Origin of the sequence: Aquisalimonas sp. APHAB1-3, assembly GCF_048323695.1 — a bacterium.
In the GTDB taxonomy this organism is placed as follows: Bacteria; Pseudomonadota; Gammaproteobacteria; order Nitrococcales; family Aquisalimonadaceae; genus Aquisalimonas.
Genome location: NZ_JBLWFT010000011.1, coordinates 66,057 through 86,231 on the forward strand (window position 1 = coordinate 66,057; position 20,175 = coordinate 86,231).

The following is a 20,175-nucleotide window of genomic DNA, read 5'->3' on the forward strand; positions in this document are numbered from 1 at the left end:
TGTCCGGCGTCGCCACAACAATCCGCTGGATACCTCAACTTTACTTCAGGCCAGACCCATGGTTCGATCACCGTCTCGACAGCCACTGAACGGAGAGCAGTCCATGCCGGCCGAACCATCCTCTCGCGGACACAACAGGGACGTACTCAGCGTTGGCCAGGTCGCCAGGCGCAGCGGTGTCGCCGTCTCCGCACTGCACTTCTACGAGACCAAGGGACTGATTTCGAGCTGGCGAAACAGCGGCGGCCAGCGGCGCTTCCCGCGGAGCGTGCTTCGGCGCGTGGCCGTCATCAAGGCCGCACAGCGGATCGGCATCCCGTTATCGGAGATCGCAGACGCATTGGCCGCCCTGCCCGACGGCCGTTCACCCACGGCCGCCGACTGGCAGAGGCTCTCGGATCAATGGCGGGCGAATCTCGATGAACGCATCGACAAGCTGGTCAAGCTGCGGGATCACCTGGACGGCTGCATCGGCTGCGGCTGCCTCTCACTGGAGAGCTGCCCGCTGCGCAACCCGGAGGACATCGCCGCCAACGCGGGCCCTGGCGCGCGGCTGTTCGACCAGACCGACTGAAGAACGCGGGAGCGGTCACCAGCCACACGGCATTACGGGCCGCAGCCATTACGACTAAGGGGATCCCCTTACTCCACACACATCCGCCACATCTATACTTTTCCCAGCCGTCCTTTCTGAGGATGCGGCAGTTGTGATCCTGTCTCCCGAAGGAGAGGCTGATGCGCGCACACCGGATACCACTTGACGGACTCTCGCTTGAATCGCGGCACTTCCCGGCACAAGCCGCCACCCGGACGCCATACCACCATCCCGGACGCCTCCTGTCCAAGGGCGAGTACCTGTACCACGCCGACGACATCCTCAGGACCCCGCAGATCGTGACATCCGGTGCATTGAAAGGCTTCAGCATCGATCCGGACGGAAATGAGTGTGTGCTGCGGCTGTATTCCGAAGGTGATCTGATTGGTCTCGAGGCGCTCGCCCGACGACCGGCATTGATGTCGGTCATCGCCCTGAGCACAGTCCGGGTGTCGACGCTCAGCGAACACGCCGCCAGCATCACGGAAAGCGGCACTCAACCAGGGACGGACGCCCTGCTCACCTGCGTCTACCAGGAGCTGCGGCAGGCCACCCGGATCCTGGAGATGAACCGAGGCCCCACCGAGGCCAGGCTCGCGCGATTCCTTCTCCAGTACGGTGACAAGCAGGCGCTGCGCGGATGCAAGCGCCACGAGTTCCTGCTCCCGTTCGGCCGGCGCGATCTCGCCCATTACCTGGGGCTTGCCACGGAGACCCTGTCGCGGGTCTTCGCACGCCTCCAGAAACGGCGAATCCTGGATGTGGACAGTCATCATATCGTCGTCCTCGACCTTGACGCTCTGAGACGAGTCGCGTCCGAGAGCACGTTCACGACGGCGGCAACCGTGGAACGCCACGCATCAGGGGAGTGATCATGACCATGGCACGAACGGCGCTGGTGACGGGCGGGACAAGGGGTATTGGCGCAGCGATCGCGAGAAGCCTTGCCGCGGCAGGTTACCGTGTCGGGGTCACATATCAGGGCAACGATGAGGCCGCTGCGGCATTCCGACAGGAGACGGGCATCGCCACGTTCAAGTGGGACGTGGGCGATTTCGAAGCCTGCATGGTGGGCATACAGCAGGTGACCGATGCGCTGGGCCCAGTAGAGATCCTGGTCAACAACGCGGGCATCACCAGGGATGCAACCCTGCATCGCATGACCCCCGAGCAATGGAGCGCTGTCATCCAGACCAATCTGACGTCAGCCTTCAACATGGTGCGGGTCACGATCGAGGGGATGCGCGACAGAGCCTTCGGGCGCATTGTTCAGATCGCATCCATAAACGGGCAGAAAGGCCAGGTGGGCCAGGCCAATTACGCCGCGGCCAAGGCCGGGTTGCTGGGGTTCACGCGATCGGTCGCGCAGGAGAACGCGCGCAAGGGGATAACCGTCAACGCGATCGCGCCCGGATACATTGCCACGGACATGGTGTCAGCCGTGCCCGGTGATGTGCTCGAGCGCATCGTCGCGCAAATTCCCGTGGGGCGACTGGGTCACGCGGAGGAGATCGCCCAGGCCGCACTTTACCTGGTGAGCGATGATGCTGCATTCATCACGGGGGCGACACTTGCCGTCAACGGCGGACAGTACATGGCCTGACCCGTCACCTGACGACGAGGAAAAACCGAAAGCCGGCCCGCGCGCCGACTCCGGACAACGACCTCCCCGGCTCATCCGGCCTGACCGGCCACGCCGGATGCGCTCCTGGCGTTCTGTTCGGCAGCGCTGATGAGCTGTCTCACCCCGTCTTCGGCAGCCCTGGACATGCTCCTGGCACTCTCTCCAGCCACCTCCTGGGCCTTCAGAACGAATGTCTGATTCAGTGATGCCACTGTATCGGCGTCGTTCTTCGCGAGCTCGCTCAACTTGCTTGCGAGACGCCGCTGATTGTCCACATAGGCCTGAATATCGGTGGGATTGCTGATATCCAGGGCGGCTCGCGTGCACTCCAGGCTGGCTGTGGTGTACGCCCTGGCGGCCTCGCACTGGAGTGTCCAGAGTTGCTCGAAGTGATCGAGCATTAGGCCACTGCAGATGCGGGCTGGCGAGGCGATCATGGCATCGAGCTGCTTCTGGATCTGCGTAAGGGTCTGATCTGTCACGGTCTCCTCCTTCTCTCAATTGGCGGTGCTCCATTCTGGTCGTGCCGGCGCGGCAACGCATTGACGCGCGTCAGGACCAACGTGGATCGGCCCGTTTCAGACGGCGCGATCCCATATGGATAGTTCACGCGCCAGGCACTACCCTTAAAGAGAGAAATACGGGCACAGTCGTTTCGGGGTCAGGGGCCGCGCCCGGCCTCAGAGGCGGGGACGTGTCGACCGAGAACAATAACGCCTGGCTGAATTCCATGACGGAGGAGCGGGACACCAAGCTTCTGCGGGCGCTGCTGGATGAGCCGCATCTGTTGGTCATCGTTGTGAGCGAGGATGGCCTGATGGAGGTATTCAACCGGGGATGCGAGCGCCTCACCGGCTTCAGCACCGACGACATGATCGGTCAACCGCTGGAGGCCGTGTTGCGGATGACCAGCGACGAAGAACAGTCCGCACCGATCCTGTGTCACGCCGGCCGAACGCAGCTTGTGAACTGGCGGCACCGGTGGCTGGGCCCCGACACGGATGGTCGTCGCCGCAGGCTGATTGTGGGTCGCTTTCCGGAAGGGGTCGGGCAGTCCACGCCGGTCGATTGGCTATTCGGTGACGGCCACATTGCCCGCGTTACCATCGAGAATGCCATCGACGGCATTATTGCCATCGATTCCAACGGGACCATCTGCTCCGTCAACCCCGCGGCGGAACGACTCTTCGGGTATCGGGCCGAGGAAATGCAGGGCCGCAATATCGGCATGCTCATGCCCGAGCCGCACCGCAGCCAGCATGACCACTACATCCGGCGTTACCTTGAAACCGGCGTGCGACGCATCATCGGTATGAGACGGGAACTCACCGCACATCACCGGGACGGCACGCCCATCGAGCTGGAACTCAGTGTTGCCGAGGGCATCGCTGGCGGGCAACAGTACTTCATCGGTTTCACCCACGACATTACCGCGCGGAACCGCGCCGAACGGGAGAGTCGCCTGCACCTGTCGCACCTTGCTCATGCCACCCGCATCCATGCCATGGACGAACTGGCCAGCACCCTGGCCCACGAGATCCGACAGCCCCTGACGGCCGTGCACACCACGGCACAGGCCGCACTGATCCAGATCGACGGGGGCAAACGGGTGCCGGAGGAAATCGAGGGACATCTGGCGCAGATCACGCAACAGGCTCGCCGTGCCAGCCAGATCATCGATCAGCTCCGCCGCTTCCTGCGACGCGACGACCCCCAGGACCTGTCCGATCACCACCCGTCGGTGCTCGTGGAGGGTGTTCTCCTGCTGCTGACACACAGGATGCAGAGCCTGGGGGCCGAAGCACACCGCAGCTACAACGCGGCCGAGTGCCGGGTACAGGTCAACCGCACCCAGATCGAGCAGGTGATCTACAACCTGATGGACAACGCCCTGGATGCCATGGAAAGCGTTGACGGCCCGCGGGTGCTGGCCGTCGCCACCTGCCTCAGTGGCCGCAACGGGTACTGTGAAATCAGCATTCAGGACACGGGACCGGGAATCCCGGACGAACACATGGGCGACCTCTTCACCCCCTACTTCACCACAAAGGACCGCGGCATGGGCCTCGGTCTGCCGCTGTGCCGCTCCATCGTGGAGAACCACGGAGGCCAACTGACGGCGGAGAACCGCCCGTCAGGCGGCGCTGCATTCCGGGTCAGTCTGCCGATCCTCCCGGGAGTCCGGCACCGATGAACAGCGCCGGAACAGTCTTCATCGTCGATGATGACGCCGCTATCCGGGACAGCTTGTCGTGCCTCATCCGCTCCGCCGGTTTCCGTCCGGTGGCCTTTGGCAGCGGCGAGGAATTCCTGAAGGCCGCCAAAGCCGACGGGCCCGCCTGCGTACTGCTGGATCTCAGAATGCCGGGCATTAGCGGCACGGAGGTTCAGGCCATGATGCAGGCGGAACGCTGCCTGATCCCGGTCATCTTCCTGAGTGGCGACGGTGACCTCCGGACGGCCGTGCGAGCCGTCAAGGAAGGCGCCATGGATTTTCTGCAGAAGCCGGACTTCGAAGCCGGGGAGTTGATCGATCTGGTGCGCGACGCTGTCGCGCACCACGAGCGGCGCATCGCCACGAGCCGGCAGGAGGCCGCGTTCCGTCAGGGCCTGGACCAGCTCAGTGGCCGGGAGCTTCAAGTTGCCAGGCTTGCGGCCGCGGGTAAGGCCAACAAGGTCATTGCGGCCGACCTCGGCATCAGCGAACGCACGGTGGAGGTGCACCGCGGCCGTGCCATGAGGAAGCTGGGGCTGCGCTCGGCGCCCGAACTGATCCGGCTTGCGCACCTGCTCGACTGACCGCATCGGAATCACGAAACCATGACGGCGGTCACGGACGACCACGATCCTCTGTGTTCATTTTGTTACGAGAGTCACCAATCCCTGTGTGGCATGGGCAGACAACATGGCGCACCCGGTCGTCTATATCATCGACAACGATGAAGCGGTACGCAGCGCCCTGGGGGCACTCATCAAGGCCCATGGCTGGAGCGCACGATCATTCGACTCCGCCTCGGCGTTCCTGGAAGCGGGCATCCCGGCCGAGGCGTCAGCCACGTGTCTTCTCGTCGATGTGGAGTTGGACGGAATGAGCGGCGTTGAGCTTCAGGACCACCTCCTGGAGCTTGGGCATGCCTTGCCCACGGTCATCGTCACCGCGCGCCCCGACCAGCCCGTTATCCGCCGCAAACAGGCCGGTGGCGCACTGACCGTACTCGGCAAGCCGTTCGAGGCGGACGATCTCATCCAGGCCATTGGTGCCGCAATGGCGTCGACCTAGCCGCCCAACCGCCGATAGCGCCCTGGAACAGTCTGGAGGTGCCCGGGCAGCCGATGTCATACTAGGTCGCGCGGAATGGTCTCGTCCCAGTCCCTGGAGAATACCCGGATGCTGCCGTGGGGAAATCGCTCATAGGCATCCAGGTTGGCGTGCACGACGAAAGCGTCCTCGGTCGACGTCACCACGGTCCTCATAGTGGTGCGGATCTCCCACTCACCGCGTTGAAGCCGCCGCTCTGCAACAACCTCGGCCCGCGCAGACTGAAAATCATCGCCCTGGCTGGAGTATGTCTCCACTGTCCGCGATCCGGTGACCAGATCGATGGCTTCCAGGCGCTGGCTGCCGGCATCATTGATCACTTCCAGCGTGGACTGGTCGGTCGCCAGATCGCGATGCACCAGCCAGTTGTGATGGGCGGCATCGAGACGGGAGGCGCTGGGCGCCGGAGTCCCCTCGGGTGCCTCGAAGTCACGCAGATCGGCGTCGGAAGCGCGCGGCGGACGGATCGGCAGAACCACCCTGCTTCCTTCGCCGAAGACACGCAGACGTACCGGACCGGGCGGTGGCCACGCCAGGGGCCAGTACGAGGTGGACAGTGACAGCCGTAGCCTGTGCCCCGCGGGGAAGGCCTGCGCGATGCCGTTGAGCTTGACCTGCACCCGATAACGCCGGCCGGGCTCCAGGGGCTCGGGACTCTCGCTGCTCTCACGGTGGGTCAGATTGAGCAGACCATAGGTCACCCGAGTCGCCTTGTCGTCCGGCGCCACGTCCGACAGCCTTGCGGCCACCATGGCGACGGGGCGGTTGGCGGCGAGTTCGAGTTCCACACAGGGCTCGCCCATGAGTTCGAACCCCTCATCCAGCACACCACTTTCGAACACCATCGCACCGCCGTCTTCCTCCCTCTGGTCGTGCGCCAGATCAGGGCCTGCCGCATACGAGCACCATTTGCCCGCGAAGAGCCCGAGGGAGAGCGGTGATTCCACCGTGCGCTCGAAGGCTTCTTCGCCATCGTCACCGGGGAGCAGCAGTTGAGACGGCCCCAGCGTGTACACGCACTCCTGGACGTGATCGCTGGGCCATTCCGGCTCCGCGACCCAGCGACCCGGGCGCTGGCGATAGTAGGTCGTCGGCGGCACGCTCTCCTGCATCCAGACTCGCAGCATCGGCTCGTCCATGATCCCCGTGTCCCGGCCTTTCAACCAGTAATCCCACCAGCGGAGGAGTTCCTGCAGGAAGCCAATGGCCGGACCGGGGACGCCCAGGTGCGGATACTTGTGGCTCCAGGGGCCGATCAGCCCCTTGCGGGGTCCCGGAAGATTGCGCATCAGACGGAAGACAGCGTTGGAGTAACCATCTGCCCAGCCACTCACGGCGTACACCGGACAGCGGATCCGGCCGTAATCCTCGCGCACTGATGCGTGCTGCCAGTACTCGTCACGCCGCTGGTGCCGCAGCCACTTCTCGATCCAAAGTCCGCTGCCCTGCAGCCGCTCGAACCACATGTCACGCCAGCGTTCGCCCACCAGTTCGGGGTCCGGCGGCAATGAGTTGTAGGCGAACATCACGGACGCCCAGGAGATATTGTCTCCCAGCAGACAGCCACCCATGTGATGCACGTCGTCGGCGAACCGGTCATCCGACGCGCACACCGCGACCACCGCTCTGAGTTCCGGCGGTTGCAGGGCGGCGATCTGAAGCCCGTTGAAACCGCCCCAGGAGATGCCCATCATTCCCACATCGCCGGTGCACCAGGGCTGCTGCGCCAGCCACCGCAGCACCGCGCAGCCGTCATCAAGCTCCTGCTGCAGGTACTCGTCCTCCAAAACACCCTCGGACTCACCGCTGCCCCTCAGATCAACCCGGACGCAGGCATACCCGTGACCGGCCAGGTACGGGTGGGTCACTGCATCCCGGGCCGTGGTGCCGAAGCGCTTGCGGTAGGGGATGTACTCCAGAATCGCGGGCACCGGCTGCTCATCCCGGGGCCGCCAGATCCGGGCGGCAAGGCGGATTCCGTCGGGCATCGGGATCCAGACATTGGGTTCATCGATGAGTTCGCAGGGCAACACGTGCACGGTCTTCATGGGGCAGTCTCCGGAGCCAACGGGCGAACCTGAAAATCCAGCAACAACAAGGCGTCACTGTATTTCTGCAGCAGCGCCTCCTCGTTCTCGGCGCCGAGAAATATCTCTGCGATCTCGTAGCTGTAGCTGTCCTGCAGTCGCAGATCTCCGAGCCGCGTGCCCGCGGGCGTGAGCACGCGCACCCAGGCCTCCGGAAAAGCCTCCTCGAATCTGCGGATATCCGCATCCGTGGGAACGCGCTCCAGCACACCGTCACTGAACTGGCGGACCATGAACTTGGCCGCAACATTGTGCCCGCCCCCTCGGTGAGGAAAAGTCGGGCAGCGGCCGAAGGCGAGATCAAGCGGGACAGCCTGGTTCACCTCGCCATCCACCATCAGGAACAACGCAGAATGCGATCTGGAGATACGCGCGTTGACCTCCAGCACACTGACGCTGTCGTCATCCGGATTCCAGTAGAATTCGATGTTGAACGCGCCACCGTCGTAGCCCAGGTGACGGATCAGCTCGCAGGCGGCGGTTCGCAAACGCGACTGCACCGCTTCCGGCAGCACCGATGGGTACTGATACCGGGAGAAACAGGAGTCGTAACGGCCGGTGCGAAGCGAGTCGACAACCCCGTAAACCTCGGGGCTGCCCCGCCACGAATACCCCTCAAGCGTGCACTGATGGCCACCGGAGATCAGTTCCTCGGCAATACAGTGGTAGCCGTCTATCGATCGCAGCTCTGCCGGCATATCGATCTGAGCCAGAAATTCGTTGAACGGCTCCCCCATGAACCCGATACGCTCACGGATCACCGCCAGCCTGGCCTCCAGCGTCTCCGGGGTGTCGATATAGAAACCGAGGAATGACGAGTGCGCCTTCACCGGCTTGATCCAGAATGGGTAATCCAGAGTCATGGCCCCCACTGCGTCGGCGGCGAACGGATCAACCGCCTGGAAGCGGGGCACCCAGTCCGGCAGGACCTTCTGCTGCTCCAACCGTGACCAGTACTTGTGCTCGCAGCGGGCCACCGCTTCCAGCGTTGGGCCGGGCAGCCCCAGACGGGTCGCGAGCAACGGCACGAGAACGCTGGTGGGAAAATCCCAGTAGCCGAGGATGCCGTTCTCCTGGCCTTCAAACCCGGCTATGCGCCGAGCTCCTTCGTCCACCAGTTGCATCAGCGGTGGATACGATGCCTCCGGCGGCCGCACGATGGTCCCGTAGTCGAACAACTCCAGGAATCGGCAGTCCTCGGCGCTGGAGATTGTTCTCAGCAGGCGATGGCCGAATGGCTCCAGCCCGGCGACGAATACATTGCGCACACCGCACGACCTCCCGGTAGCAAGCACCCCGCCACGAACGCAGCCAAAGGTGAGGGGCGCCACCTCCACTGCCGGCACCACGCCCGAAGATCTCTGAGGAACCGGGCCAGAAAGACGCCGCTCGACTATAAATATAGTACTGAACAGCCGTTCCAGCGCCGCGACTTCACTCCGCGAGACCGGGCTGCAGGCGCATTGCCATGGAGACCAGTCCATTGAATTACATCAGCGTGCTGCTCGGCGATCCACGCCTGCCCTACCGCTACAACCTGAGCAATCGCTTCGAACAACAGGACTACGACGCCGTCGAGCACCTGCGGCAGGCCCTGGGTACGCTGGACGCCTACCGTTTCCAGTTCCTGGACAACCATGCCCAACTCTGGCGGACCCTGGAAGGCGAGCGGCCATCGCTGGTGCTCAACTTCTGCAACACCGGCTACCGCAACGACCCCGCACGCCAGCATCACGTCGCCGCCATGCTGGACATCCTGGATCTGCCCTACGCCGGAGCGGGACCGGAGACCATCGTTCTTTGCCACCACAAGTTCCTGGTCTACACGCTGGCCGCCGACCTCGGTGTGCCGGTGCCTCGGCAGGTACTGGCGCAGACCGGCAACACGGCGGCCTGCGACAGGGCGTGCTACCCGGCGTTCATCAAACCCAATGGCGGCGATGGCAGTACCGGTATAGACACCGGTGCCGTGGTAAGTGACCCGGGCGAGGCACGGCGATACCTGCAGACCCTGAACGCACTCATGCCCGGCCAGGACATTCTGATCCAGGAGTACCTGCCAGGCCCCGAGTACAGTGTCGGCGTGATCGGCAACCCCCACACCGGCTACACGGTCCTGCCACCGCTGGAGATCGACTTCTCGGCCCTGGCCCCCGGGATGCCCCCCGTGCTGACCTACAACTCCAAGGTGAATCCGGCCTCGCCCGACTGGCAGAAGGTACGCTTCGTACAAGCACGCTCCGAAGCAGCCACCAGGCAGATGACCAGCCATGCCGGACTGCTGTTCGAGCGCCTGGGCTGCCGTGACTATGCACGCATGGATTTCCGCACCGACGTTCGGGGTGAGCCTCGCCTGATCGATCTGAACGCACATCCGATGTGGGGGGCGGGCGGCATGCTGGCGACCATGGCCGGCTACCTGGGCCAGAGCTATCCGGAGTTCCTGCAGTCGATCATCCAGGCAGCAACCGTCCGTTTGCATGCCCCACCTGACCAGGCTTCAGGGAACTGACCGTGCCGGAAGGCTGGTGTCACGCGCCGACAGATGCCGCCCGGGTAGCCGCCCGCCGGCGGCACGCCGCCCCGAATGCCCTGAACAGCGCAAGGGAATATGGATTCTGATCCGCCTGCCACTCCGGGTGCCATTGCGCACTGACGGCAAACGCCGGGGCATCCGTCACACGCGTCGCCTCGATCACGCCGTCGTCCGCCCAGGCTTCCACAGTCAGCCGTGGCGAAAGGCGATCGACCGCCTGCCAGTGAAGCGAATTGACTTCCAGATGCCCACAGCCGAACAGATCTGCAAACAGGCCGTCCGGTGCCAGATGGACGGTATGCACGGGCTCGTAACGCTCGTCCTTGGGCACCGAGGCGTCCTCGCGATGGTCCCGCCGGCCCGGCTGTTCGTGGATGAACTGATGCAGCGTACCGCCGAGAGCGACGTTCAGTTCCTGGTGACCGCGACAGATCGCGAGGAGCGGAACGCCTGTCTCCACGGCAAGACGCAGCAGCGGCAGGGTCGTCGCATCGCGATCTGGATCCAGGTCGTTGGGCGCCTGCCTCGAGCGGTCCCCCCCGTACAGATCCGGCTCCACACCGGTATCACTGCCGGTGGCCAGCAGCCCGTCCAGGCGCTCCAGCAGGCAACGGATATCCAGGTCTTCGCCGAGAGCGGGGATGAGGACGGGAATGCATTCGGCCGCGACCGCAACGGCGCGCGCATACTTGTCCCCGACGCAGTGACTGGCAACGCCGGCAATCGTCTCGGAACACGCTGAAATACCCACCACCGGCCGCATGACAACTCCTCGTCCGGACAGGTCTACCGCTTTGAGTATACGCGTGTTTCAGCGGTATCACGCCCTGGCACTGGCTCTGACCGGACCGTCCTTTTCGTACAGACGACTGATCTGCGCCGACAGCCGCTCCTCGATCACCGGGCGCTTCAGCTTCATGGTGGGCGTGATCATGCCGTTGTCGATTGTCCACGGCTCAAGCGTCAGATGAACTGCCGGAATCCGCGCATAAGCCGGAAAATCCTGTAGCGCGGCGGTGATCTTGCCCTTGACCAGTTCCAGCAACGCTGGCGCCTCAAGCGACTCCGGCGCTTTCGGCTCCAGACCGAGGGACCGGGCCACCGTAGGCCACGTGTCCGGATTGAGCACGATAAGCGCCACGAGATGGGATCGCCCCTCTCCGGTCACCAGCGCCTGGTCGAACAGCGGATCGTCGGTCAGCGCCAGCTCAAGGTCGCCCGGCGGGACCTTCTCGCCGGTGGACATGACGATGATCTCCTTGAGCCGTCCGGCGATGTGGACATGCCCCGCATCATCAATGCGCGCGATATCACCGGTGTGCAGCCAGCCCTCGGCATCGATGGTCTGCCGCGTCTTCTCCGGATCGTTCCAGTAACCCAGCATGATGTTGGGCCCGCGCACCAGCAGCTCGTTGTTCGCCCCCAGCCGCACCTCCACCCCCGGCAAAGGCATACCCACAGACTCGGGCAGGTTATCCGGCAACGTGTTGGCGGTGACGATAGGCGATGTCTCCGTGAGGCCATAGCCCTGCAGCAGGGGCAGACCAAGCCCGATGAAGCAGCGTGAGAGCTTGGGCGCCAGCGGGGCGCCGCCGGAGATGGCAAGGCGCAGGCGCCCACCCAGGCGCGCCAGGATCTTGTGGGCAACCAGCCGCTCCAGCACCGGCCACGCGAGCCGCCCCATCACCCCCGGCGGCTGAGCGCGCCCCTGGTCCGCCTGGAAGCGGGCCCAACCGACCGTCTGTGCCCGCTCAAAAAGGGCCTTGGCGAGGGCGCCCTTGCGGCTGAGCTGACCCTGCAACCGATCGTAGACCCGCTCGTAGACACGCGGCACAGACACCAGCACCGTGGGCTGCACCGTCACCAGGTCGTCGGGCAGATCCGGCACGGAACGGGCGAACGCCACCGTGCTCCCCGCCATGATCGGAAGGTAGTAGCCCACCGTGCGCTCGAAGGCGTGGGACAACGGCAAGAACGACAGGTAGACATCCTCCACGTAACCGGGAACCAGTTTCAGCACCGCTTCGACGTTAGACAGGATGTTGTGGTGAGAGAGCATGACGCCCTTGGGTCTGCCCGTGGTGCCGGACGTGTAGACGATGGTCGCCAGACCATGGGGATCAATATCAGGGAGATCGACCTCTCCGGGCTGCGGCACGAGCCATTCGTCCAACGGGATCAGCGGGAGCTCGGCGGTGGCTGGCGTATTCACGCAGAGCACTTTCGCCAGATCGGGAAAACGGTCCCGCAGCGGTGCCAGTGCCTGCCAGTCGGCGGCATCGCCCACCAGCAGCAGGCGGGCGCCGCAATCCCCCAGGATGTAGGCAATATTGTGCGGATTGTCCGTCGTGTAAAGCGGCACCACCACCAGACCGAGAGATTGCGCGGCCTGATCCATGCAGACCCACTCGACGCTGTTTTTCAGCAGAATGGCGACACGCTCCCCGGCCTGGATACCCTCATGCAGGAGCGACGCCTGCCACCGTGCCGCCAACGCCCCCGTCTCCCGCCAGCTATAGCTCTCCCAGCGCTCCGCCGAGGCGTTGTACTGCCGGTAGGCCTCGCCGTCCGGCGTGCGTCGGCACCGCTCCAGGAAGAGGCCCGGCAACGAACCCGCCTCCGTGCATGCGATCAGACTCTGACTGAAGCCCTTGTGGATGGTCATTGGCCACTCCTGAGCGGACATTTGCCCCAGTCTCCAGCAATGGGGAGGCGCTGGGCTTGACGCTCGTCAATCCCGCGAGCGATTACCGGAGTAAGCTGCAGGAACAGGCCGAGTCGACACACATGCGGGAACCCTGGAATGCTCGAGCGTAGTGGCCCACCGGAGCAGCCGGAGGCCCTCGAATCCGCACTGCTGGATGTGCTCCGGGAACTGGTCGCCGAACTTCGGCGGGAACCAGTCTCCGCCGTGCGCGTGGATCTGGATAGCACTCTGGAGACGGATCTCGGGCTCGACAGCCTGGCGCGCGCCGAGGCGATCCTGCGCATCGAGTCCCGATTCAGGATCACGCTGCCCACCCGAACGCTGAGTACAGCCCGAACCCCCCGCGATCTAGCTCATGCCGTGCGCGATGCGCACACGGATGGCGCCAGCCACGGCGCAGCCACAACAATCCCTGCGGAGACAACCTCCGTGATGGCGGGCGACGATCACGGTCGACCGGACGCCGCCCGCACCCTGCTCGACGTGCTGGACTGGCACGTGCGCACACACCCGGACATGACACAGCTCCTGTACCTGTCAGAGGGCCAGGAAACCCCCATCAGTTATGCCGAGCTGCGCGTGCGCGCCGCCTCGGTGGCCGGTCGGCTGCAGGCAGAAGGCCTGGAGTGGCAGCAGTCGGTTGCCATCATGCTGCCCACGTGTCCGGAGTATTTCTACACGTACTTCGGCGTCCTTCTGGCGGGCGGTGTGCCGGTACCGATCTATCCCCCGGCGCGCCTTGCCCAGGTCGAGGACCATGTCAGACGCCATGCCGGCATCCTTGCGAACGCCGAGGCAGTCGTCCTGGTCACCGTGGGCGAGGCCATGACCGTGGCACGGCTGCTGGAATCATCCTGCCCAACCGTGCGTCGCGTGCTGACCGCCGATGCCCTGGTCAGTGGCAAACCGGGGTACACCCCGATCCCGGTGTCCCCCGAAGATATTGCCTTCATCCAGTACACGTCGGGCAGCACCGGCAGCCCGAAGGGAGTGGTGCTGACCCACGACAACCTGCTGGCCAACATCCGGGCGATCGGGGAGGCAGTCGAAATCACCCCGCGGGACGTGTTCGTGAGCTGGCTGCCGCTGTATCACGACATGGGCCTGATCAGTGCCTGGCTTGCCAGTCTGTACTTCGGCAATCCCCTGGTGGTGATGTCGCCGCTGGAATTCCTGGCACGCCCGGCCAACTGGCTCTGGGCCATTCACCGCTATCAGGGCACGCTGACGGCGGCTCCCAACTTCGCTTATGAGCTGTGCATCAAGCGCGTGGACGACGATGCGATCCAGGGGCTGGACCTGAGCAGCCTGCGGATGATGGCTAACGGTGCGGAGCCGGTCAGCCCGGACACCCTGACACGGTTCACACAGCGATTCTCCCGCTACGGGCTCCGGGACGACGCCCTGTTGCCGGTCTACGGTCTTGCTGAGGCCACGGTCGGGCTGCTGGTGCCGCCGCTGGGCCGCCCGCCCGTGGTGGATCACATCCAGCGGGAGCGGTTCACCACCGAGGGAGAGGCCGTGCCTGCCGAACCCGACGACCCCAACCCGTTGCGGTTCGTTGCCTGCGGCCGACCACTGCCCGCACATGAAGTACGGATTGTCGACGCCAGCGGGAGGACGCTGGATGAACGCCATGAGGGCCGCCTGGAGTTCCGTGGCCCATCGGCCACCAGCGGCTACTTCCACAACCCGGAGCAGACACGGAGCCTGTTCGACGGTGACTGGCTGGATTCCGGTGACCGCGCCTACGCCGCAGACGGCGAGTACTACATCACCGGCCGCGTCAAGGACATCATCATCCGTGGCGGTCGCAACCTCTACCCCCACGAGCTGGAGGAGGCCGTAGGTGCAGTGAAGGGCGTGCGCAAGGGGTGTGTAGCGGTGTTCGGCAGCGCCGACCGGCACACCGGCACGGAACGCCTGGTGGTCATGGCTGAAACGGGGGTCACGGCCGCACGGTCACGGGCGGCACTCCAGGACGCCATACAGACCGCCGCGCTGGACATGCTCGGCGAACCCGCTGACGAGGTTCTGCTGGTGCCGCCACATACGGTGCTCAAGACCTCCAGCGGCAAGATCCGCCGCGGCGCTACGCGGGCGTTATACGAGTCCGGGGAGGTCGGCAAGGGCCCGCGCCGGGCCTGGTGGACCTATGTCCGGGTGGGCGGGCGGTCGCTGCTGGCACAAGCGCGCCGTGTCCGCACCAGTGCGGGCACCTGGAGCTACGGGATCTACATGTGGGCAGTGCTCTGCTGCATCGGGCCGCCGGTCTGGCTTCTGGTGGCCGCCACGCCCAGACCCGCGGTCGCCCTGGCCATCACGCGCCTGGCTGCACGCATTCTGGTCAAGCTCTCGGCAACCCCCGTCCGGGTGGCAGGCCTGGCAAACCTTCCCGAATCGGGCGCGGCCGTCTACGTCGCCAACCATGCCAGCCTTGTGGATGGCGTGGTCCTCCTGGCGACGCTGCCGCGTGATTTTGCCTTCGTCGCCAAGCGCGAACTACTGGACTGGTGGCTGACGGGAGTATTCCTGCGCCGGCTCGGCACCGAGTGCGTAGCCCGGGCTGATGCCGCAAAGGGCGTGGAGGAAGCGCAGCACCTGATGCGCGCGGCAGCCGGGGGCAAGTCACTGTTCCTGTTTCCGGAAGGCACTTTCACCGATCGTCCGGGACTGTTGCCGTTTCATCTCGGGGCGTTCGTGGTGGCTGCGAACGCACGCGTTCCGGTGGTCCCCGTTGCCATTAGCGGCACGCGCACGGTGCTGCGAGACCGGCACCGGTTGCCACGTCGGGGCCGCATTCACATCACCGTCTGTCAGCCGGTGAACAACAGCGAAGTCAGCGACGACAGGTTCGGCACGGCGGTCCAGCTGCGCGCCGTGGCCCGGGAGCGCATCCTCGAGCATGCCGACGAACCGGACGCCGCCGGGCCGGGCACCGGTGTGCCGCAGCACTACGGCAGAACGCACCCGGAATAGGACGGTTGCCTCAGCCCCATACCCACCGGCGGGGCGAGGCACTCGGTTCCCACCCGTCGCCTCCTACTCCAGGCGGCGCCACAGGGACCTGCCCAGAATCCACGCCCCGCCCAGCAGCACAACCGTGAACAACAACGCCCAGAGGGCCTCAGCGGTCGTTGGCATCCGCGCGAAATGCAGCAGGATCTGCGTGATTACCACAATGGCCAGCGTTGCCGGGAGCAGGCCCACAGCCGTCCCGAGCAGGAACTGGCGGAACCGCAGCCGGGTCGTTCCCACGGCCACGTTAATCACCACATGAGGAAGCAGCGGGAACAGGTTGACTACCATCACGCTGAACACCCCCCGCCGGGCCAGGGCACGGTTGAGACGTTCGACTCGTGGGCCGGCACGTCGCTGCAACAGGTCCTCGCCAAACAACCAGCCGACGAAATAACCGAGTACAGCCCCCAGGAGCGTCGCCGCGTACACGATGACAAAGCCTTGCCAGGCACCCAGCAGCAACACGCTGAGAGCCACCAGCAGCAGGTGCGGGACAGCGAGCTGTTGCGCGGCAATGGTGACCAAGAGGATTAGCCACGGAAACCACGCCGCGTCCCTGAAGCGTTCACCTACGGCCTGAATCCGCTCGGGCTGCCAGCCCTCGCCCGGTGACAGGAACCACCATAGCAGGGCGAGCGCCACCACCGTGACCAACAACCCCACCAGCAAGCGTGTACATTTACCGACTGTCATCACACCACCGGCACGAAACGTTCCCGATATCGGCAGGATGGCGCTTCGCCGACCCGGCAATTTCGAGCACTCTATCACCGCCTGGCAGGCGCAAATCGATGACGACGGTCAACGTGCCCTCCAACAGAAATGGCTAACGTTATCCTACGTAAGGACCCTCATCATGCGCGACGGGTAATCCTGAACCGGCGCCTCATGCCCTGACAAAGCACTGCAGCCAGTTCATCCCTGCCCCGGCCAACACTCTCTCGTGGAGCAATTCCCAATGAACAACGCACAGCTCAACCAGCTCAAGGAACGCTACGTGGCCAACGGTTGTGCCAGCCCGGCTACGGAATTCGCCGAGCGCGCCGAGAACGCCGAGATCTGGGACGCGGACGGTCGCCGCTTCATCGATTTCGCCGGTGGCATCGGGGTGCTCAACCTCGGCCATCGCCACCCGCGCGTGGTGGAAGCAGTGAAGACGCAGCTCGACCGGCTGATGCATACCTGCGCGGTCGTCATGCCGTATGCACCCTACGTGCAACTCGCGGAGAAACTGGCCGGGCTGACCCCCATCAACAGCGATCAGGCCAAGGTCATGCTGATAAACTCCGGCGCCGAAGCACTGGAGAACGCGGTGAAGATCGCCCGCTCGGCAACAGGCCGCAGCGGCGTCATCTGCTTCGACGGCGGCTTTCACGGTCGCACGTTCATGACCCTGGCCATGACCGGCAAGGTCCTGCCCTACAAGAACGACTTCGGGCCCATGCCCGGGGACGTGTTCCGCGCGCCCTTCCCCGTCCCCTATCACGGCGTCACCGAGGAGCAGGCGCTGGACGCACTGGCGATGCTGTTCAAGACGGACCTGCCACCCCATCACACCGCGGCCATTGTCATCGAGCCGGTGCTCGGTGAAGGTGGTTTCTACATCGCGCCACCCACGTTCCTGCAGGCCTTGCGCGAACTCTGCAACGAGCACGGCATCATGCTGGTGTTCGACGAAGTGCAGTGCGGCTTCGGCCGCACCGGCAGGCTGTTCGCCTGCGAGCACAGCGGCGTGAAACCGGACCTCATGACCATGGCCAAGAGCCTGGCGGACGGCATGCCGCTGTCCGCCGTGGTGGGGCGCGCAGACGCCATGGATTCCTCTGGCCCGAACTCTCTGGGCGGCACCTACAGCGGCAACCCGCTGTCGTGCGCCGCCGCGCTGGCGGTTCTGGACGTCATCGAGGAGGAAGACATCCTCGAACGCAGCCGGGCCCTGGGCGTCAGGCTGGCGAAGCGCTTCTCCGAGTGGGAACAAGCCTTCGACTGCGTGGATAACGCCCGCAACCTGGGGTCGATGGCCGCCTTCGAGCTGGTGTCCGACAAGGCCCGGCACACTCCAGATGCGGAACTCGCCGGCGCCATCTGCAACAGGGCCCGGGAGCAGGGCCTCATTCTGCTGCCCTGCGGGCTTTACGGGAACAGCATCCGCACGCTGATGCCGATCACCATCGAGGACGATGTGCTCGAGGAGGGCCTGACGATCATCGAGGCGGCGCTGCGTGACCTCACGGGCGGCAGCGTCTGAGCGAGGAGATCACCGCCATGCGACCAGGACTGGCGAGCGCTGTGGTCGTGATGCTATGCGCTGCTGCCCTGGGCGCCCCCGGCCAGGCAGAAAGCGGTGACGTCATTCGCCTGCCCGAACCGCAGCGCACCGGTGCGGTATCCGTCGAGGAAGCCCTGGAGGCGCGTCGCTCGGTGCGCAGATATGCGTCCGTACCGCTGGAACTGGAGACCATCGGGCAGCTGAGCTGGGCGGCCCAGGGCATCACACGACCAGGCCCGGGTTACCGAACCGCCCCCTCGGCGGGCGCCACCTTCCCCATCGAGATCGACCTTCTGATCCATGGCCTGGATGAGCTCGAAACCGGCGTCTACCGCTACCTTCCCGAAGAGCATGCCTTGCGGAAGCGCTTTTCCGGTGACCACCGCAGCGCCCTGCGGTGGGCTGCACTGCGACAACGCCAGGTCGTCGACGCCCCCGTTGTCATGGTCATCTCGGGCGTCACGGCACGGACCGAGGACCGTTACCGCGGCCGGGCCGAACGGTACGTGTACATGGAGGCCGGACACGTGGCCCAGAACGTCTACCTCCAGGGCGTCTCACTCGGCGTCGGCACGGTGGTCATCGGCGCTTTCTGGGATGCACAGGTCAGCAGAGTCCTGCGTCTGGAAGACGGCGAGGCGCCGCTCTACATTCTGCCGTTGGGCAAGATGGACTAGCGTCGGGTTACTCATCTCCGATGCGCACACCCATGGCGGGCAGGACCCATCGGTGCAACACGATCAGCAGCACGGCCGCGGCAAGAGCGCCGAGGAAAACAGCCAGGGTGCCGCCAACATCCTGCATCAACTCGGGCCTGATCAGCAGAACGGCAGCAAGCGCCAGCATGATCAGCCCGCCCACCAGCTTCAACACACGTCCCTGCCGTTCCTCGAAGCGCTCAACGCGGAAGGTGATCAGCGCAGCGGCAAGGATCACCAGCTCGATTGCCAGGTAGATCAGAAGATACAGCCCCAGCAGGAGGGCAAAGTAGCCCCAGTCAACGTCGTGGGCAGCGACCAGGCCGCTCCAGATCACCGGAAAACCGGCGGTACAGGGGAGCTCGATCAATGCGATCCCTGCCGCCATCACGATCGTGGCCAACACCAATGCAGGAATCGAGCGCCCTTCACCGAGCAGCCCACGCATCTGCCTGAACATGCCGGGTTTGTGTCGGTCATCAATGGTGAACGACAGGCCGCGCTTGTACCAGAAGTAGTCCTTGACATTGACCAGGCCGAACACCAGCGCAAAGCCCGCAACCAACCAGTAGATCCAGCCGAGGTAGAGCATGTAACCGAGGATTCCGAACACACCGCTGATGAATACTCCATAGATGGCGGCGGTCACGGAAAGAAAGGTCACGCCGATGATAAGCACGCGCAGCCGGGAACCGGAATGAATCACCAGGGCCAGCAGGATGGTCAGCACCCAGAGCGAACAGGGGTTGAAACCATCGACGAAAGCGATCAGCGCCGTGCTGAACAACAGGGACTGCACATGAAGGTCAACCGGGCCATACAGGGGAATATCAATCGTGGATGTGCGATCGGGCTCAACCTCTGGTGCCGGGCGCTGCTCCAGAGTGGCCGACTCCGGGCATGACGCCACGTGCAGGCAATGGTCGACCCAGGCGATAATCTGGGCCCGGATGACCGGGCTGTCGCCGACCCAGACCCGGCCACCCACGAAGATCATTGGCACCGAGCCCGGTGTAATCCCATGCCCGGCGGCCATGTGCCGAAGCCGCTGATGATGCCGGTCCGTGCGCAGGACTTCGAATGTCTCGATACGCAGCCGGGCGTTATCCGCGTCCAGCTTCTGCAGGAACGGTTTCTGAGCCTCGCAGTGCGGGCAGTCGACACTGGCGAAGACGTACATATTGAGGGTCTCGTCGGCCGACACCGCAAACGCCAGCAACAGACCGGGCAAAAGGAGCAGAATTCTTATGCCTGGAATAACGCGTTCCCGTAACCGGGGCGGGCACATCTCCTCGCGTGGCCAGGCCTGCTGGTGCACG

17 protein-coding genes are annotated in these 20,175 nt (G+C 64.7%); 10 read left to right on the top strand and 7 right to left on the bottom strand.

Going from position 1 to position 20,175, the window contains the following annotated elements; all coding sequences use genetic code 11:
• Positions 1-103: 103 nt before the first annotated feature.
• The 3 genes from soxR (at position 104) to phbB (ending at position 2,198) form a co-directional block, all read left to right on the top strand.
• Positions 104-574, top strand: coding sequence for a redox-sensitive transcriptional activator SoxR (gene soxR / locus ACNSTU_RS14345; RefSeq protein ID WP_290635461.1), 471 nt, complete (start codon positions 104-106; stop codon positions 572-574).
• A gap of 161 nt (positions 575-735) precedes the next feature.
• Positions 736-1,467, top strand: coding sequence for a Crp/Fnr family transcriptional regulator (locus tag ACNSTU_RS14350; protein ID WP_290635459.1), 732 nt, complete (start codon positions 736-738; stop codon positions 1,465-1,467).
• 8 nt (positions 1,468-1,475) lie between these two features.
• Complete coding sequence (gene phbB, locus ACNSTU_RS14355; protein WP_290635469.1) at positions 1,476-2,198, top strand: acetoacetyl-CoA reductase; 723 nt, start codon at positions 1,476-1,478, stop codon at positions 2,196-2,198.
• Between the two features lie 71 nt (positions 2,199-2,269).
• Here phbB and ACNSTU_RS14360 read toward each other — a convergent pair whose 3' ends face one another.
• The gene (locus ACNSTU_RS14360) at positions 2,270-2,701 is read right to left on the bottom strand and encodes a phasin family protein (protein ID WP_290636781.1); all 432 of its coding nucleotides are present in this window, start codon (positions 2,699-2,701) and stop codon (positions 2,270-2,272) included.
• Between the two features lie 212 nt (positions 2,702-2,913).
• On the opposite strand from ACNSTU_RS14360, the gene ACNSTU_RS14365 reads away from it, so the two are divergent.
• From ACNSTU_RS14365 to ACNSTU_RS14375, 3 genes are all read left to right on the top strand, one after another.
• On the top strand, positions 2,914-4,413 hold the full coding sequence (locus ACNSTU_RS14365) for a PAS domain S-box protein (protein ID WP_418212522.1): 1,500 nt from the start codon (positions 2,914-2,916) through the stop codon (positions 4,411-4,413).
• Entirely contained in the window at positions 4,410-5,018 is a 609-nt protein-coding gene (locus tag ACNSTU_RS14370; protein ID WP_290637001.1) for a response regulator transcription factor, read from the top strand. The genes ACNSTU_RS14365 and ACNSTU_RS14370 overlap by 4 nt, the downstream gene beginning before the upstream one ends.
• A 106-nt stretch (positions 5,019-5,124) precedes the next feature.
• Positions 5,125-5,499, top strand: coding sequence for a response regulator transcription factor (locus tag ACNSTU_RS14375; RefSeq protein ID WP_290635315.1), 375 nt, complete (start codon positions 5,125-5,127; stop codon positions 5,497-5,499).
• 56 nt (positions 5,500-5,555) lie between these two features.
• Here the strand turns inward: ACNSTU_RS14375 and ACNSTU_RS14380 are convergent, their stop codons facing one another.
• Positions 5,556-7,586, bottom strand: coding sequence for a CocE/NonD family hydrolase (locus tag ACNSTU_RS14380; RefSeq protein ID WP_290635313.1), 2,031 nt, complete (start codon positions 7,584-7,586; stop codon positions 5,556-5,558).
• A complete protein-coding gene (locus ACNSTU_RS14385; RefSeq protein WP_418212523.1) occupies positions 7,583-8,893 on the bottom strand; it encodes an ATP-grasp domain-containing protein in 1,311 nt (436 codons plus the stop codon). Before ACNSTU_RS14385 ends, ACNSTU_RS14380 begins: the two co-directional genes overlap by 4 nt.
• 215 nt (positions 8,894-9,108) lie before the next feature.
• Here ACNSTU_RS14385 and ACNSTU_RS14390 point away from each other — a divergent pair, with 215 nt between their 5' ends.
• Positions 9,109-10,137 carry a D-alanine--D-alanine ligase family protein gene (locus tag ACNSTU_RS14390; protein WP_290637003.1) on the top strand — a complete coding sequence of 343 codons (1,029 nt, stop codon included), beginning with the start codon at positions 9,109-9,111 and terminating at the stop codon, positions 10,135-10,137.
• A 19-nt stretch (positions 10,138-10,156) separates the two neighbouring features.
• On the opposite strand, the gene ACNSTU_RS14395 is transcribed toward ACNSTU_RS14390, so the two are convergent.
• Complete coding sequence (locus ACNSTU_RS14395) at positions 10,157-10,924, bottom strand: gamma-glutamyl-gamma-aminobutyrate hydrolase family protein (RefSeq protein ID WP_418212524.1); 768 nt, start codon at positions 10,922-10,924, stop codon at positions 10,157-10,159.
• Between the two features lie 57 nt (positions 10,925-10,981).
• Positions 10,982-12,826, bottom strand: coding sequence for an AMP-dependent synthetase/ligase (locus tag ACNSTU_RS14400; RefSeq protein ID WP_418212525.1), 1,845 nt, complete (start codon positions 12,824-12,826; stop codon positions 10,982-10,984).
• A 138-nt stretch (positions 12,827-12,964) separates the two neighbouring features.
• Between ACNSTU_RS14400 and ACNSTU_RS14405 the strand changes: the two genes are divergently transcribed.
• Positions 12,965-15,847, top strand: a complete 2,883-nt coding sequence (locus tag ACNSTU_RS14405; RefSeq protein WP_290638042.1) for an AMP-binding protein — start codon at positions 12,965-12,967, stop codon at positions 15,845-15,847.
• Positions 15,848-15,910: 63 nt separating this feature from the next.
• On the opposite strand, the gene ACNSTU_RS14410 is transcribed toward ACNSTU_RS14405, so the two are convergent.
• Positions 15,911-16,582, bottom strand: a complete 672-nt coding sequence (locus ACNSTU_RS14410; protein WP_418212526.1) for a TVP38/TMEM64 family protein — start codon at positions 16,580-16,582, stop codon at positions 15,911-15,913.
• A 265-nt stretch (positions 16,583-16,847) separates the two neighbouring features.
• Between ACNSTU_RS14410 and gabT the strand changes: the two genes are divergently transcribed.
• Positions 16,848-18,137, top strand: a complete 1,290-nt coding sequence (gabT, locus tag ACNSTU_RS14415) for a 4-aminobutyrate--2-oxoglutarate transaminase (protein ID WP_418212527.1) — start codon at positions 16,848-16,850, stop codon at positions 18,135-18,137.
• Between the two features lie 17 nt (positions 18,138-18,154).
• Entirely contained in the window at positions 18,155-18,835 is a 681-nt protein-coding gene (locus ACNSTU_RS14420) for a SagB/ThcOx family dehydrogenase (RefSeq protein ID WP_418212528.1), read from the top strand.
• Positions 18,836-18,842: 7 nt separating this feature from the next.
• Here ACNSTU_RS14420 and ACNSTU_RS14425 read toward each other — a convergent pair whose 3' ends face one another.
• Complete coding sequence (locus tag ACNSTU_RS14425) at positions 18,843-20,087, bottom strand: thioredoxin (RefSeq protein WP_418212529.1); 1,245 nt, start codon at positions 20,085-20,087, stop codon at positions 18,843-18,845.
• Positions 20,088-20,175: the final 88 nt, after the last annotated feature.